General features: G+C 67.5%; 14 protein-coding genes. All 14 read right to left on the bottom strand.

Going from position 1 to position 16,174, the window contains the following annotated elements:
- Positions 1-5: 5 nt before the first annotated feature.
- The 14 genes from FHT19_RS17170 to FHT19_RS17105 all read right to left on the bottom strand — a co-directional run bounded on the left by FHT19_RS17170 (position 6) and on the right by FHT19_RS17105 (position 16,164).
- Positions 6-968 carry an FtsQ-type POTRA domain-containing protein gene (locus FHT19_RS17170; RefSeq protein ID WP_168556863.1) on the bottom strand — a complete coding sequence of 321 codons (963 nt, stop codon included), beginning with the start codon at positions 966-968 and terminating at the stop codon, positions 6-8.
- A 2-nt stretch (positions 969-970) separates the two neighbouring features.
- Positions 971-1,936, bottom strand: a complete 966-nt coding sequence (locus tag FHT19_RS17165) for a D-alanine--D-alanine ligase (protein WP_169476046.1) — start codon at positions 1,934-1,936, stop codon at positions 971-973.
- On the bottom strand, positions 1,933-2,838 hold the full coding sequence (gene murB, locus FHT19_RS17160; RefSeq protein ID WP_248290526.1) for a UDP-N-acetylmuramate dehydrogenase: 906 nt from the start codon (positions 2,836-2,838) through the stop codon (positions 1,933-1,935). The genes FHT19_RS17165 and murB overlap by 4 nt, the downstream gene beginning before the upstream one ends.
- A 104-nt stretch (positions 2,839-2,942) precedes the next feature.
- A complete protein-coding gene (gene murC, locus FHT19_RS17155; RefSeq protein WP_169476043.1) occupies positions 2,943-4,367 on the bottom strand; it encodes a UDP-N-acetylmuramate--L-alanine ligase in 1,425 nt (474 codons plus the stop codon).
- Positions 4,364-5,566 carry an undecaprenyldiphospho-muramoylpentapeptide beta-N-acetylglucosaminyltransferase gene (gene murG / locus FHT19_RS17150; RefSeq protein ID WP_169476041.1) on the bottom strand — a complete coding sequence of 401 codons (1,203 nt, stop codon included), beginning with the start codon at positions 5,564-5,566 and terminating at the stop codon, positions 4,364-4,366. Before murG ends, murC begins: the two co-directional genes overlap by 4 nt.
- Positions 5,563-6,714: an FtsW/RodA/SpoVE family cell cycle protein gene (locus tag FHT19_RS17145; protein WP_210425725.1), complete on the bottom strand. Its 1,152-nt coding sequence runs from the start codon at positions 6,712-6,714 to the stop codon at positions 5,563-5,565. The genes murG and FHT19_RS17145 overlap by 4 nt, the downstream gene beginning before the upstream one ends.
- Before the next feature lie 104 nt (positions 6,715-6,818).
- Entirely contained in the window at positions 6,819-8,114 is a 1,296-nt protein-coding gene (gene murD, locus FHT19_RS17140; protein ID WP_169476039.1) for a UDP-N-acetylmuramoyl-L-alanine--D-glutamate ligase, read from the bottom strand.
- Complete coding sequence (mraY, locus tag FHT19_RS17135; protein WP_168556857.1) at positions 8,111-9,175, bottom strand: phospho-N-acetylmuramoyl-pentapeptide-transferase; 1,065 nt, start codon at positions 9,173-9,175, stop codon at positions 8,111-8,113. Before mraY ends, murD begins: the two co-directional genes overlap by 4 nt.
- Before the next feature lie 13 nt (positions 9,176-9,188).
- On the bottom strand, positions 9,189-10,667 hold the full coding sequence (gene murF / locus FHT19_RS17130; protein ID WP_169476037.1) for a UDP-N-acetylmuramoyl-tripeptide--D-alanyl-D-alanine ligase: 1,479 nt from the start codon (positions 10,665-10,667) through the stop codon (positions 9,189-9,191).
- A complete protein-coding gene (locus FHT19_RS17125; RefSeq protein ID WP_169476035.1) occupies positions 10,664-12,130 on the bottom strand; it encodes a UDP-N-acetylmuramoyl-L-alanyl-D-glutamate--2,6-diaminopimelate ligase in 1,467 nt (488 codons plus the stop codon). The genes murF and FHT19_RS17125 overlap by 4 nt, the downstream gene beginning before the upstream one ends.
- The gene (locus FHT19_RS17120; RefSeq protein WP_168556854.1) at positions 12,127-13,866 is read right to left on the bottom strand and encodes a penicillin-binding protein 2; all 1,740 of its coding nucleotides are present in this window, start codon (positions 13,864-13,866) and stop codon (positions 12,127-12,129) included. Before FHT19_RS17120 ends, FHT19_RS17125 begins: the two co-directional genes overlap by 4 nt.
- The gene (locus FHT19_RS17115; RefSeq protein ID WP_169476033.1) at positions 13,863-14,672 is read right to left on the bottom strand and encodes a hypothetical protein; all 810 of its coding nucleotides are present in this window, start codon (positions 14,670-14,672) and stop codon (positions 13,863-13,865) included. The genes FHT19_RS17120 and FHT19_RS17115 overlap by 4 nt, the downstream gene beginning before the upstream one ends.
- Positions 14,669-15,667, bottom strand: a complete 999-nt coding sequence (rsmH, locus tag FHT19_RS17110; protein WP_248290525.1) for a 16S rRNA (cytosine(1402)-N(4))-methyltransferase RsmH — start codon at positions 15,665-15,667, stop codon at positions 14,669-14,671. Before rsmH ends, FHT19_RS17115 begins: the two co-directional genes overlap by 4 nt.
- Positions 15,664-16,164, bottom strand: a complete 501-nt coding sequence (locus tag FHT19_RS17105; protein ID WP_168556852.1) for a division/cell wall cluster transcriptional repressor MraZ — start codon at positions 16,162-16,164, stop codon at positions 15,664-15,666. The genes rsmH and FHT19_RS17105 overlap by 4 nt, the downstream gene beginning before the upstream one ends.
- Between the last annotated feature and the right edge of the window lie 10 nt (positions 16,165-16,174).

The following is a 16,174-nucleotide window of genomic DNA, read 5'->3' as shown; positions in this document are numbered from 1 at the left end:
GCGGCTTATTCCTTGGTCTTGGCGGCCGCAGCGGCGGCCTTGGCCTTGGCCTTGGCAGCGACCTTGTCGCGCTGTTCCTGCGCCATTTCGTCAGAGTGGCCTGGCACGAGCAGGTACGTGCGGTCCTTGGCGCGCATGTCGAAGCTGGAAACCTTGCCGCCCAGCAGGCGGTTGACCCCATCCATCCGCGCGAATTCCAGCAGCGCGGCGGCGGCTTCGTCTTCGCCTTCGGGCAGGGCTAGGACCTGGCCGGTCTTGAACGTCAGGTTCCAGCGGCGATTGCCGATCCATTCCGCTTCGGCCACCTGGGGCTTGAGCGCGGGCGCGGCATCGAGCAGGCGGTTGAGATCGGGCACGCGCGCCGCGGCACCATCGCCCGAGAGCACGAACATGCCCTTGGCGCGCGCCTGGCTCACCGGCTCCAACTCGTGCCCGGTCTCATCGATCAGCATGAGCTGGTCGCCCTTGCGCAGCACGCCGTGGGGCGTGCGCTCCACCACATCGACCACCAGCGTATCGGGCAACTGGCGCGAAACGCGCGCGTCCTTGACCCAGGGCAGCGTCAGCAGGGTTTCGCGCAAGGCGGCCACGTCCACCCGCGACATCGCCTGGTCGCGCTGGCCCAGCACCTTTTCATAGATGGTCTGCTCGCTCATCCGGCGCACGCCGCGCACTTCTACGCGCTTCACATCGAAGCCCGCGCCATGGGCCATGCGCGCCACTTGCGCTTCGGCCAGCGCCGGCACGCCGGCGATGTTGGCCACCGTCCACACCGTTACCGCGGCGGTGGCGAGAATTGCCGTCAACATGATCCGGTGCAGCGTTTCCTCGCTGAAAGGCTGCACGCGCATGACATGGCCGATGGCAGAGCCGGTCTGCTTGCGCGCCGTCTGCACTTTGGCCTTGGCCCCGCGCTGCGCGGCCACCCGCCGCACGCCCTTGCCGCCACGCCGGATCGTTTGCGCCATGGTCAGCCGGCTCCTTGCTTCGCCTTGGCGGCGGCGGCGTCTTTCAGCGCCTCGGCCACGATCGCCTCGACAAGGTCAGGATAGTCCATCCCCATGTGCCGGGCCTGTTCGGGCACCAGGCTGAGCGGCGTCATCCCCGGCTGGGTGTTCACTTCCAGCAGGAACAGCCCTTCCACCCCGCGCTCGTCGTCCCAGCGGAAGTCGGAACGGCTGGTGCCCTTGCAACCCAAGAGCTTGTGCGCGCGCAGGGCGATGTCCTTGCACGCCTGGGTGATTTCGTCAGGGATTTCCGCCGGGCAGACATGCTCGGTCAGCCCGTCGGTGTACTTGGCATCGAAATCATAAAAGCCGGTCTTGGGCTTCAATTCGGTGACCATCAGCGCATGGTCGCCCAGCACAGCCGTGGTCAGTTCCTTGCCGCGGATGAACGGTTCGGCCAGCAGTTCGGGAAATTCCTGCCACGGGCCGCGCGCCTCGGCACTGATCGGATTGCCGTAATTGCCTTCGTTGGTGACGATGGCCACGCCCACCGACGAGCCTTCGTTCACCGGCTTCAACACATAGGGGCGCGGCAGCGGATCGTGGCTGTACAGCTCTGCCGTCTTGACCACGCGCCCGCCGGGCATGGGAATGCCGTGGGGCACCAGGGCCTGCTTGGTCAATTCCTTGTCGATGGCGATGACCGAAGTGGCCAGGCCCGAATGGGTATAAGTCAGGCCCATCAGGTCCATCATGCCCTGCACCGTGCCGTCTTCGCCAGGCGTGCCGTGCAGTGCGTTGAACACCACGTCGGGCGCCGCCTCTGCCAGGCGTAGCGCCACATCGCGGCCCATGTCGATCCGCGTCACCTTGTGGCCGCGCGATTCGAGCGCGCTGGCCACGCCTTCGCCGCTGGTCAGCGAGACGGGCCGTTCGCTGGACCAGCCGCCCATCAGCACCGCCACATGAAGCCGGGGCAGATCTGTCATGCCGGATCCCCTTGCTTCAGGCGCCCTACCCGCTTGATTTCCCACTGCAACTCCACGCCTTGTGACTGTTTCACGCGGGCACGCACTTCCTCGCCCAGCGCCTCGATCTCGGTGCTGGTGGCATGCCCGGTGTTGATCAGGAAATTGGTGTGCTTCTCGCTCACTTGTGCGCCGCCAATGGTCAGGCCCCGGCAACCGGCGGCATCGACCAGCGCCCAGGCGCGGTGCCCTTCCGGGTTCTTGAACGTGGAACCGCCGGTCTTGCTGCGCAGCGGCTGGCTGGCCTCGCGCGCAGCGGAAATGCGGTCCATCTCCGCCTGGATCGCCGCCGGCTCGCCCGGTTCGCCGCGAAAGCGCGCCGAAACCACGATGGCGCCATCGGCCATGTCGGAATGGCGATAGGCATAGCCCAGCTCGGGCAAGTCCATCCGCACCCTTTCGCCCGAGCGCAGCACCACGTCGCAATCGACGAGAATGTCCTTCACCTCGCGGCCATAGGCGCCCCCGTTCATGCGCACGAAGCCCCCGACCGTGCCGGGGATCGAACGCAGGAACTCAAGCCCCGCAATCCCGGCGTCGCGCGCGGTGGAAGACACCAGAATGCCCGAGGCCCCGCCCCCGCAATCGAGCGTGACGGCATCGAGCGCGGTCACTTTGGCAAAGGGCTTGCCCAGCCGCACCACCACGCCCGGGACCCCGCCATCGCGCACGATGAGGTTGGAGCCAAGGCCCAGCGCCATGACCGGCACGTCTGGCGCGAGCGCGGCGAGGAAGCCTTGCAGGTCCGCCGCGTCCTTGGGTTCGTAGAGCCAATCGGCATTGCCGCCAGACTTGAACCAGACCAGCGGGGCGAGCGGGGCGTTCGGGGTGAGCTTGCCTTTGAGGTTGCTTGTGGTTTCCACCACCCCCCGGCCCCCTCCTCTGAAGAGGAGGGGGGGATTGGCGTTGTGCTCCCCCTCCTCTTCAGAGGAGGGGGCCGGGGGGTGGTGCTGGCCCAAGCCCGACATCAGCCCTCACCCCGCAACGCCGTGATCGCCCCGGCCAGCCCGGCGGCCCACTTGGTGATGTCCCCCGCCCCCAGGCACACGATCATGTCGCCCGCCTGCAATTGCGGCGCCAGTTCGGCGGCGAGCGCTTCGGCGCCGGCGATCAGATGCGCGCTGCGGTGGCCGCGCGCCTTGATGCCTTCGACCATCGCGGCGCTGTCCACGCCCTCGATCGGCTGCTCGCCAGCGGGATAGACCGGCGCTGCATAGACCACGTCGGCGTCGTTGAACGCGCCCTGGAAATCTTCCATGTGGTCGCGCAACCGGGTGAAGCGGTGCGGCTGGACCACGGCGATCACCCGGCCGCGCACGCCTTCGCGCGCAGCGGCCAGCACGGCGCGGATCTCTACCGGGTGATGGCCGTAATCGTCGATCACCGCCACGTCGCCGCCGTCCACGGCCACTTCGCCCACCTTGGTGAAGCGGCGCTTGACCCCGCCGAACTTGGCAAAGCCGGTGCGCACCAGATCATGCGGCACGCCCATTTCCACCGCCACGGCAATCGCGGCCAGCGCGTTCTGCACATTGTGGCGGCCGGGCATGGGCAGGTGAATATCCTCGATCCGCTGGAACGAGCCATCGCGCTGGCGCAGCACGGCGGTGAAGCGGTTGCCACCCGGCACCGGGGTCACGCCTTCGCCGCGCACGTCGGCCTGGGCGGAAAAGCCATAAGTCACCACGCGGCGATCGCGCACCTGGGGGATGATCGCCTGGACTTCGGGATGGTCGATGCACAGCATCGCCGCGCCATAGAACGGCACGTTCTCGATGAATTCCACGAAAGCGCGCTTGACCTTGTCGAACGAGCCATAGTGATCGAGATGCTCGGGATCGATATTGGTGACGACCGCGATCGTGCCGTCGAGGCGCAGGAACGAACCGTCGCTCTCGTCGGCTTCCACCACCATCCAGTCACTATCGCCCAGCCGCGCGTTGGAGCCATAGGAATTGATGATGCCGCCGTTGATCACCGTGGGATCGACCCCGCCGGCATCGAGCAGGCAGGCCACCAGCGAGGTGGTGGTCGTCTTGCCGTGCGTGCCGGCCACGGCGACAGTGTTTTTCAGCCGCATCAGTTCGGCCAGCATTTCCGCGCGGCGCACCACGGGAATGCGCGCTTCGAGTGCGGCGACCACTTCGGGATTGTCGCGCTTCACGGCGGTGGAGGTAACCACCACTTGCGCGTTCGCGACGTTTTCGGCGCGCTGCCCGATCATCACCGGAATGCCGCGCGCGCGCAGCCCTTCGACGACATAGCTTTCCGCCATGTCGGAACCCTGCACGGCATAGCCCATGTTGTGCATCACTTCGGCGATGCCCGACATGCCGATGCCGCCGATGCCGACGAAATGGATCGTGCCGATTTCAACGCCGACACCCTTCATGCTTCATTCTCCAGAGCGAGCGCACCGGCGCCGGCAGTTGCCGGGGCGGTCGAGGCCGCATCCACCCGGATCACATCCATCAGCGGGGCGCCGCCAAACCCTTCGACTAGGTCGGCCAGATCCTGCACCGCATTGGGCAGCCCGCAATTCCACGCGGCATGGGCGGCATGGCCCAGGCCTGCCGGATTCATCGCCATGGCCTGGATCTGCTTGGCCAGTTCCTTGGGGCTGAAACCCGTCTGGCGGATTGCGCGGGCGCCGCCGGCCTTGACCATTTCGCGGGTGTTGGCGGCCTGGTGATCGTCGGTCGCGATGGGCAGCGGCACCAGGATCGCCGGCCGGCCCACGGCAGTGAGTTCGGCAATGGTCGACGCCCCGGCCCGGCCGATGAACAAGTGCGCGCCGGCCAGGCGGCTGGCCATGTCTTCGAAATAAGTGCCCAGTTCCGCCGGAATTTCATGCGCAGCATAGCGCGCGCGCACCGCTTCCAGGTCTTCCGGGCGGCATTGCTGCGTCACTTGCAACCGATGGCGCAGCGCAGGCGGCAGCATGGCGAGGCCATCGGGCACCACTTGCGCCAGAACCGACGCGCCCTGGCTGCCGCCGGTGACCAGCACGCGGAAGAGGCTGTCTTCGGAAAATTCGGGGAACGGCTCCCCGCGAAGGCCCAGCACTTCGGGGCGCACCGGGTTGCCCACCAAATGCACTTTGCCCCAGAAACGCGGATCGAGCCGTTCCACTTCGGGATAAGCGGTGGCGATGGCATCGACGCTGTTGGCCAGATAGCGGTTCACCCGGCCCAGCACGGCGTTCTGTTCGTGAATCACCGTGGGAATGCCGGCAGCGCGCGCGGCGAGCAGTGCGGGCAGCGCGGGATAGCCGCCAAAGCCAATCACGCAGGCCGGCTGAAAGCTTTCGAACAGGCGCAACGCCATCGACCGGCCGCGCAGAATGGCCCGCATCCCCTTGAACAAGGCCACCGGATTCTTGCCCAGCCGCCCGGCAGGCAACACGTGCGCGGTAAGGAAATCGGGCTTGCCGGGTATCTTGGCGCCGCGCGCATCGGTGATCAGCGCCACGTGGTGGCCGCGTGCATGCAGTTCGGTGGCCAGGGCAAAGGCCGGGATCATGTGCCCGCCGGTGCCCCCGGCCGCCAGCACGAAGTGGCGCGATACGCCGGGTTGATGTTGTGCAGTCATTTGCGCGTCAGTTCGCCCAGGTGAAAGGTTTCGCGCGTCAGATAAGGGTTGCGGCGCGTGATGGCGAGCAGGAAACCCACGCCGATCAGCAAGGCAATGGTGGACGAGCCGCCATAGCTGATCAGCGGCAAGGTCATCCCCTTGGACGGGAACAGTTGCAGGTTGACGAGGATGTTGATGAAAGCCTGGCCGGCAAGCTGCGCCGTCAGGCCCGTGGCGGCCAGCACCGTGAACAGGTCTTCCTCGTCCACCAGGCGCAGCAGCACCCGCAGCACGATGGCGCAATAGAGGATCACGACGATAGCGCACGAGATCAGGCCGAATTCCTCGCCGATCACCGAGAAGATATAGTCGGTATGCGCTTCGGGCAGGGCATTCTTGCGCGCGCCCAGCCATAGCCCGGTGCCGCTCCACCCGCCGGCCACCAGCGTGCGCATGGCGAGGTCAACCTGGTCGAACTCTGCCCCGCCGGAAAGGAAATTGTCGATGCGGTGCGTGGCATTGGGATAGAGCAGATAGGCCAGCACCACAGCCGCGATCGCGCCGCCCATGGCCCAGCCCACGCGCGCCAGCGGCAGGCCCGAGAGCAGGACCAGCACGAACCACACGCCGGCGAACAGCACGGTGGAGCCGAAATCGGGCTGCGCCATCAACAGCACGGCCACCAACGCCATCGGCACCATCGACAGGCGGATCACCGGCATGTGCGGATCGCGCACTTTCCACGAGAGTATCCATGCCACGGCAATGGCAAAGCCGGGCTTGAGGAATTCCGACGGCTGGATGCCCAGCACCCAACGCTTGGCGCCTTTCACTTCGGTGCCCATGATCGGCACCAGCACCAGGGCAATGATCATCACCCCGGCCAGCATGATCGCGGCGCGGCGCGCGGCATCCTTGGGCAGCAGCGAGACGGCAAACATGCCGAGCAGGCCAAGTGCCTGCATTTCCAGCTGGCGCCAGAAGAAATAGAGATCGCCCAGCGCTTTCTGATGGGTGGAGAGGCGATGCGCGCTGGCCGGAGAGGCCGCCGCCACGGCAATCGCCCCCACGATCATCAGCACGAGGATCAGGCCCAGCAGCACGCGATCGATCTCGCGCCACCAGATCACCAGTTCGCTGCGCCGGGTGCGGCGAAAGCGCTGCATGGCGCCGGCCGAAGTGGCGGGCGCGGCGGTGGGCAAAGCAACGGCAGACGCCGGAACCGTGCCGGTCGGCGGAGGGGCAACGGGCCCGCCAGAAGGCATGCCGGTCAACTCCCCGCCGTCAGGGCTGCCACGATCTGGCGGAAGCATTCGCCACGCGCCTCGAAATCGCGGAACTGATCAAAACTGGCACAGGCCGGCGAGAGCATGATGACATCGCCCGGCACGGCCTGCTCCATCGCGGCGCGCACGGCATCGCCCAGCATCTCGGCCCGGGTCACCGGCATGACCGGCTCCAGGATTTCGGCAAAGCGAGGGCCAGCCTCGCCAATGGTATAGGCGCGCACGACGTGGCCGAAATGGGGCGCGCACTCATCAAGGTCGTCGCCCTTGGGCAGCCCGCCCACGATCCAGTGGATGCGCGGAAACGCCGCCAGCGCCGGCGCGGTAGAGGCCGGGTTGGTGGCCTTGCTGTCATTCACGAACAGCACGCCGTTCTTTTCCGCCACGCGTTCCATGCGATGCGGCAGCCCAACGAAGCTTTTGAGGCCCGCGGCAATCGTCGCCTCGTCAAGGCCGAGATAGCGCGCAGCCCCCACCGCCGCGGCAGCGTTGGCGCGGTTGTGCGGCCCTTGCAAGCTGGGCCATTGCGCCGGATCGCCGGGCAGGTCGATGCCGTTGATGAACTGGAAGTTGGTGCCTTCGGGGGCAAAGCGCAGCACATCGTCTTCAAGCTCTGCCCGCATGTCCACCAGCGCAAGGTGGCCATGCGCCTGCATGCCGAACAGCCGCGCCTTGGACGCGACATAGGCATCATAGCCATCGTAGCGATCGAGGTGATCCGGGCTGACATTGAGCAGCACGGCCACATCGGCATCGAGCCGCTGGGTCAGGTCGATCTGGTAGCTCGACAGTTCCAGGACATAGACCCCGCCGGCCGGCAAGGGCTGCTGCTCCAGGATCGGCTTGCCGATATTGCCACCCATCAGGCTGGGCACGCCGGCAGCCTGCAACAGATGATGGGTCAGCGCGGTGGTGGTGGACTTGCCATTGGTGCCGGTGATCGCCACCACGCGATGGGCGGGCAGGTCGGCGCGGGCCTGGGCGAACAGCTCGATGTCGCCGATCACCGGCACCCCGGCGCCGCGCGCATGGGCGGCAATGGGATGGCGATTGAGCGGCACGCCGGGCGACACCACGACGCCGGCAAATCCGGCGAGGTCGATCGCCAGGGGGTCGGCCAGGGTGGCACGCCCTTCCAGCGCGGCGCGCGGTTCCTCGCGCGCGTCCCACGCCGTGACGTGGGCACCGCTGGCGAGCAGGCATTCGACCGTGGCCATGCCCGAGCGCGCCAGGCCGAGCACGGCGTATTTCTTTCCGGCAAAGGCGGACGAGACGATCATCGCACCTTCAGCGTGGCAAGACCGAGCAGGGCCAGCACGATCGAGACGATCCAGAAGCGGATCACCACGGTCGATTCCTTCCAGCCGAGCTGTTCGAAATGGTGGTGGATCGGGGCCATGCGGAACACCCGCTTGCCCGTGCGCTTGTAGACGAAGACCTGCACGATCACCGAGACCGCTTCCATCACGAACAGGCCGCCCACGATGGCCAGCACGATTTCATGGTGCGCGGCCACCGCGATCACGCCCAGCGTGCCGCCCAGCGCCAGGCTGCCGGTATCGCCCATGAACACGGCGGCCGGCGGCGCGTTGAACCACAGGAAAGCAAGGCCCGCGCCCATCACCGCCGCGCAATAGATCGCTAGCTCGCCCGCGCCGGGCACATGGGGAATGCCCAGATAATGGGCATAGTCGGCGCGGCCAGCCAGATAGGCGATGATCGCAAAGGTGCCGCAGGCGATGATCACCGGCATGATCGCCAGGCCGTCGAGCCCGTCGGTCAGGTTCACGGCATTGCCCGCCCCCACGATGACGAAGGCGGCAAACACGAAGTAGAACGGCCCGAGCGGAATATAGAGATTGCTGAACACCGGCACATAGAGGTTGGTTTCGGTCACCACCAGCCAGGCAGCGATGCCGGCAATCACGAATTCGAGCAGCAGGCGCACCTTGGCCGGCACGCCCTGGTGCGCGTACTTCGTCACCTTGTCGTAATCGTCGAGAAATCCGATCAGCCCGAAACCGAGCGTGACGATCAGGCAGGCCCAGACATAGCGGCTCGACAGGTCCATCCACATGAGCAGGCCAAGGACCAGCGCGGTCACGATCATCAGCCCGCCCATGGTGGGCGTGCCGCGCTTGGCCAAGTGGGTTTGCGGCCCATCCTCGCGGATCGGCTGGCCCTTGCCCTGGCGGATGCGCAGCATGTTGATGAAACGCGGGCCGATCAGCAGCCCGATCATCAGCGCGGTCAGCAGCGAGGCCCCGGCCCGAAACGACTGGTAGCGGAAGAGATTGGTCAGGCCTTCATAATGCAGCCAGTGAGCCAGGAGATAGAGCATTCACCGTTCCTTGTCAGGCCAGCGCCTTTACCAGCGCGCCCAGACCAACCGAATTCGAACCCTTTACGAGGATGGCGTCCCCGCCCGCAATGCCGATCCGGGCCAGCACGTCTGCGGCCTCGGCACTCGTGTGCACATGATCGACTTGCAGCGACGCGGCAAGCGCGGTGCCGCTGCTTTTCCCCAATGCGGCGGCCAATGCCGCCATTTCGGGCCCAACCAGCACGGCGTGGGCAATGCCCGCCGCCAGAATTGGCCCGGCCAGGTCGGCGTGATAGCGATCCTCGTCGGCGCCCAGTTCGCGCATCGCGCCCAGCACGGCAATGCGCCGCGCTGCCGGGGTGGCGCCCAGGCCCGCCAGAGTGACGGCCATTGATGCCGGATTGGCGTTATAGCTTTCATCGATCAGCAGCGCGGTACCGCTGCCATCGCCGCCCGGGGCGGCAATGGCATGGCGCGCGCCGCGGCCGGCCAGCCCTTCCATTTCCGCCAGCGCCAGGCCGGCCGCACCCAGGTCTCCACCCGCAGCGCGCACCGCCGCCATCACGGCGAGCGAGTTGATCACCCAGTGATCGCCCGGCTGCGCCACGGTGTAGCACAGCTTGCCGCCCCCTTCACCAAAGCCGCCCAGGTCGGCGGTGACCAGCGAACCGCCGCCGGGCGCGGCCACCACGTCGAGCAGGCGCACATCGGCATGGGCGGCACGGCCAAAGGCAATGATCGTGCCGGCATGTTGCGCGGCCTTGGCGCGCAGGCGTTCGTAGTGCGGGCTGTCGGCCGGAATGATCGCCACCCCGCCCGGCTCCAGCCCTTCGAAAATCTCGCCCTTGGCGTCGGCAATCGCTTCCTCGCCACTGAAATGGCCGATGTGGGCCGGCGCGATGGTGGTGACGATGGCCACGTGCGGGCGCACCAGTCGCGTCAGCGCGGAAAGCTCACCGGCGTGGTTCATGCCCATCTCGAACACGCCGAACTGCGTGCGCGCCGGCATGCGCGAGAGGCTGAGCGGCACGCCGACGTGGTTGTTGTAGCTTTTCACCGAGCGGTGCGCGCGGCCCCGGCTGCCCCGGTCGAGCGCGGCGAACAGCGCTTCCTTCACCGAAGTCTTGCCCGCCGATCCGGTCACGCCGATCACCCGTGCCTCGGGCGCCAATCGCGCGCGGGCGGCGCGGCCCAGCGCATCGAGCGCGGCAGTGGTGTCCTCCACCAGCACATGCGGGTGCAGCACGGGATGCTCCACCAGCGCGGCGGCCGCACCCTTGCCGAACGCGCCAGTGACAAAGCGATGGCCGTCGGCGCTTTCGCCGCGCAGCGCGAGGAACAAGTCCCCTTCCATCACTTCGCGGCTGTCGAACGCCACCCCGTTCACGGCAAAGGCGGTAGAGGCCTTGCCCCCGGTTGCCGCCGCGATCTCGCTCGCGCTCCATAGCGCCAGCGGCGTATCGTCCTCGGCCTCCAATGGCCAATCGAGCAGGGCGGCGGTTGCGCTCATCCGGTTATTTCTCCCACGCATTCGCGGGCCACCTGCACGTCGTCGAACGGCAAGACCCGCATTGCTTCACCACGCCCCACGATCTGTCCCTGTTCGTGTCCCTTGCCGGCCACCAGCACGATGTCTCCCGCGCCGGCCTGGCTGACGGCCGCGGCAATCGCGGCGCGGCGGTCGGCCACTTCCACCGCCTTGCCATCGCAACCGGCCATCACGGCGGCGCGGATCACCGCAGGATCTTCGCCGCGCGGGTTGTCGTCGGTCACGATCACCACGTCCGATCCGGCGCAGGCCGCCGCGCCCATCGGCGCGCGCTTGCCGGTATCGCGATCGCCGCCCGCGCCGATCACGGTGATCAGTCGCGCGCCCACGTGCGGGCGCAGCGCGGCAATCGCGGCTTCGATGGCATCGGGGGTGTGCGCGTAATCGACATAGACCGGCGCGCCGACGCGGCTGATCGCCGCGCGTTCCAGCCGCCCGCGCACCGGTTGCAGCCGTGCCAGCGCATCGAGCGTGCGACCAGCGTCGCCGCCGCTCGCGATCACCAGGCCTGCGGCCACCAGCGCATTGGCCGCCTGGTACGCGCCGATCAGCGGCAACGTCACCTTGCGGGTGGCGCCTTGGTGCACGAGTTCAAGCACCTGGCCCAGTTGCGTGGGGGTGCGGCCGGCCAGGCGAATGGTCTCCCCCTTTTCGCCCACGGTGATCGCCTTGAGGCCGCGCGCCGCCACATGGGCCAAGGCCTTGTCGCTCCACGCGTCATCAGCCCAGACCACGGCGCTGCCGCCATCGGCCACCACTTCATCGAACAGGCGCATCTTGGCCGCGAAATAGGCGTCCATCGTCTCGTGATAATCGAGATGGTCGCGGCTGAGGTTGGTAAACCCGCCGGCCACCACGCGCAGCCCCTCGTTGCGGAACTGCGAAAGGCCGTGGCTGGAGGCTTCATAGGCCACATGGCTCACCCCTTCGCGCGCCAGGCCATGCAGGTTGGCCAGGAACGTGACGATATCGGGCGTGGTAAGGCCGGTGGAAACGCTTTCGTCGGCAGTGGTCACGCCCAAGGTGCCGATCGAGGCGGCAGCGTGCCCGGCCATGCGCCATAGCTGGCGCGTCATTTCGACGGTCGAGGTCTTGCCGTTGGTGCCGGTCACCGCCACCACGGTTTCGGGCACGGGGGCAAAGAACGGCGCGGCCAAGTGCGCAAACAGGCGGCGCGGGTTGGCATCGGCCAGGTGCACGGCCCCTTCGACGCGGGCTTCCGGCCGGGCGACCACGGCAATCGCACCGGCGGCAATCGCGGCGGGAATGAAATCCTCGCCATTGGCCTGCGCGCCGGGAAAGGCACCGAACACCGTGCCCGGCGCCACCTTGCGATTGTCGATGGCAAAGCCGGTCACATTGATCTCGGCGGCCGCCTGGGGCAGCGCAACACCGGCAGACCGTGCCAGCAAACCCAGCTTCATTCACCATCTCCACTGCCGATCAACGGCGAAAGGTCAGAAATATCCACGTCGCGGCTGGCGTCCGGCACAACGCCCAGCAGCGGCCCGATGCGCGGCACCACGCGGCCCACGATCGGCGCCGCGTTCCACGCCGCCGTGCGCTGGCCCGAGGTGGCCGCCGTGCCCTGCGGTTCATCGAGCATGGCGATGACCACATAGCGCGGCTTGTCCATCGGGAAGGCCGCCGCAAACGTCGCCACCAGCGACGTCTTGCGATAGCCGCCATTGCCCGGCTTTTCGGCCGAGCCGGTCTTGCCGCCCACGCGGAAGCCCGAGGCATCGGCCTTGCGCCCCGTGCCATCGGCCACGATCATGCGCAAGAGTTGGCGGATGCGCGCACTCGTGGACGCCTTGAACACGCGCGTGCCGGCCGGCACATGCGCCGGGTCCACCTTGTAGAGCGTAGCCGGGCGCCAGATGCCGCCATTGACCAGCGCGGCATAGGCACAGGCCAGGTGCAGCGGCGTGACGGCAATGCCGTGGCCATAGCTGACCGTCATCGTGGTGATCCGGCTCCAGTCGCCAGCCGCGTTTTCGCCGTGCGGCCACAGCGGGAAGCCGCGCGCCGGCAGTTCGATGGTGGGGCGCTGGTTCATGTGCAGCGCCATCATCGTGCGCTTGAGCAGCGGGCCGCCCAGCTTGTCGGCCACCTGTGCAGTGACGATGTTCGATGAATGGATCAGCGCCTCGGGCACGTTGAGCGAGGCGCCGAAATTGTGGCTGTCGTGGATCGTGCGCCCGGCGATATGCAGGGGGCCGGCCGGATAGCGTACCGACAGGTCGGTGACCACGCCCGCATCGATCGCAGCGGCAATGGTGATCGGCTTGAACGTGGAGCCAAGCTCGTACACCTGGTTCGACACGCGGTTGAACACGAGGTCGTTGAACGCGCGATCCGATCGGTTGGGATTGAACGAAGGCAGCGAAGCCAGCGCCACCACTTCGCCGCTGTCCACATCCAGGACGATGCCCGCCGCGCCCTTGGCGTTGCTTTCCTGCATGCCGCGCAGCAGTTCGTCTTCCAGCGCGCCCTGGGCCCGCGAATCGAGCGAAAGCGCCACCGGCGTGCCGCGCTGCGCGGGATCGAGCAGGCGCGGCTCGAGCACCTGCTCCATGCCGACGTGGCCCTGGCCTTCTTCATCGACATAGCCCAGCACGTTCGCGGCAAGCGAGCCTTGCGGGTAATAGCGCTGGTTTTCACGCGGGAATTCCAGCGCGGGTTCACCCAGGGCAAACACGCGGTTGGCTTCCTCGGGCAGGACGCGCTTGCGCAAGTAGCTGCCCCTGCCCGATTTCAGGCGCTCCACCAGGTCCTTGTAATCGGCATCGGGGAATATCTGGACCAGCGCGCGGGCCACTTCCTCGGGCGTCTTTACCAGGGGATTGCCCCCCTCGCCCAGCGCCTTGGGATTGAACCACAGCGAATAGGACGGGAACGCGCGGGCCAGCGGCACGCCGTTGCGATCGGTGATCTCGCCACGCGGCGGCAAGAGCGCCTCTGCCAGCGAGCGGCGATCGGGCGCCTGCTCGAACAGCCCCAGCTGGGTGAGCCGCACCAGCGCGGTCAGGGTGAGAAAGATGAAGCCGACAGCCACCACCAGGACGCGAACCTTGGCGGTGACCAGCGAACGCTGGCGCACGCTGGCCAGCTGGACGCGGCCCGTGGCGATGGCTGCCGAGGCGGTAAGCTGGTTCACCGGCTCGTCTTCACTCCTGTCTTGCGATCCGTATGGGCAGTCTTTTGTGCAGTCTTCACGGCCGGCTTGGCTTTCGCCTTGCCTTTGCCGTCATCCTTGTCCGCCTTGGCGGATTTGGCCACAGCCTTAGTCTGGGCGCCGGTATCGCGGGAAGCCTGGGGCTTGGCCTTCTCCACCGTTGCCACGCGCTTGGCCGGGGCCTTGTCGCGCTTTTCGCCCTTTTCGTCGCCGCCATCCCGCTTGTGCGCGGCCTTGCTCGCGCTCGGGGCGTGCAACGTGCCAAGCTTTTCGGCAAGCGTCGCGGTGGCTTCGGCATGGTCGAGCGCGCGGTTGCGCGGCTTGCCAGCGCCCCCATCGTCGCCCCCGGCGCCATCCCGCTCGGCCTCGTGCGTTTCGGCCAGCGGGCGCACGCCGGCATGCTCGCCCGACAATGCCGGGAAGGCGGCGGCGGCAATCACGCTGTCATCCACCGTCGCCACGCGGATCGGCGCGGGGGCATCGGGTTCGGCCGGCTTGCTCAGCACGGCAAGCTGGCGCTCGTTTTCCAGGTACTGCCCGGCCACGGGCGCGACATAGCCGAATTCCAGGTCGTTCCACGCCTTCAACTGCTGCTGGTTGGCGCGCGTCTCGAACTCTGTTTCGAGATACATCTTCTGCTGCTTGAGCGCGACGATCTGCCCTTCGGCGCGGTGCACCTGGCTGCGCAGCGCATTGACGCGGAAAGACAGGATCATGACCAGCGCGCCGCATACCGCAAGCAGCGCCAGCCAACCGATCGACCGCAGGCGTTGGGCAGACAGGATCATGCCGAAAGGCTCCCCGCATTTTGCGAAAACGCGCGCGCGGAGGCGGCGGTACGCACCGCCCAGCGCAAGGTGGCAGACCGGGCGCGCGGGTTGCGTGCCTCTTCCTCGGCCCCCGGACGGATCGCCGCCGAAGGCTTTTCGAACACCGCGGCAAAGGCTTGTGCCTGGGGCGGCAGATGGCGCGAGCCCGACGGCGTGGCGCCGGCCGCTTCGCGCAGGAACTGCTTGACGATGCGGTCTTCCAGGCTGTGGAAGCTGACCACGGCCAGACGCCCGCCCGGCGCGAGCAGCCGCTCTGCCGCATCGAGCGCGGCGCGCAACTCGTCCAGTTCACCGTTCACGTGGATGCGCACGGCCTGGAAGCTGCGCGTGGCCGGATCCTTGGCCGCGCCGGGACGATAGCCCAGCGCCTTGCGCACCACGGCGGCAAACTGGCCGGTGGTGGTGAGCGGCCGGGCCGCCACCACGGCACGTGCCACGCGGCGCGACTGGCGCTCTTCGCCATAGACATAGAGCACGTCGGCGATTTCGGCCTCGTCGCCTTCGTTGAGGAAGTCGGCCGCGCTCATCCCGTCTTGCGACATCCGCATGTCGAGCGGGCCGTCGCTGGAAAAGGCAAAGCCGCGCTCGCGCTGGTCGAGCTGCATCGAGCTTACGCCGATGTCGAGCACCACGCCCTGAACCTGGGCCATGCCCGCCTCCGCCATGGCCTCTGCCATTTCCGAAAAGCGGCGCGGATGCAGCACCAGCGTGGGCGCAGCGCCCTGGGTTTCGGGCCACAGGCGCCCGGCGGCAATCGCATCGGGATCGCGATCGAAGGCGTGGACCGTGGCGCCCTGCGCCAGGATCGCACGGGTATAGCCACCCGCGCCGAACGTGCCGTCGACGATCACGTCACCGGCCTGTGGGGCAAGCGCGGCGATCACTTCATCGAGCAGCACGGGAATGTGCGGGGCCTGCACGGGCACGAGCGCGGAAGGCGGCAGATCGCTCACTTGCGCTTCCCCTTCTGCGCCGCTTCGGCCAGCAGCGCACGGCACGTCGCCTTGGCGCTGTCCCAGCCGCTGTCCATTTCGAACAGCACTTCGGGCGCCCAGATGGTGAAGAATTCGCCGCCGCCGTGGAAATAGAGCGCGTCGCTCACGCGGGCCTGCTCCCCGAGGTGATCGGGCAGGATGAAACGACCGGATTCGTCAAAGCTGGCACGCAGGAAACCATAAAGCTGGGCGGCACGGGTATCGGGATCGAAATCCTCGCCCCGCTTGAAAGCCATTTCCTCTTCCCGGGCGATGCGGGCGGGAAAGGTTTCGACGCGAGACAGCCCGAAACCGGTGAGGCAGGGGAATTTGTGGTGGCGATCGAGGCAAAGCAGGCGCTGGCCCTGGGAGGCGTCCTTGACGGTGGCGCGGAAGTCTGCGGGCAGCACGAAGCGGTTCTTCTCGCCACGCGGCGAGAAGCCTTGCCCCCAGTAGTTTGACGGTGCTCCCGCCACGTCCCGTCAC

It is taken from the genome of Novosphingobium sp. SG919, assembly GCF_012932495.1.
Classification (GTDB): Bacteria; Pseudomonadota; Alphaproteobacteria; order Sphingomonadales; family Sphingomonadaceae; genus Novosphingobium; species Novosphingobium rhizosphaerae.
This window is presented reverse-complemented; position numbering and strand designations above follow the sequence as displayed.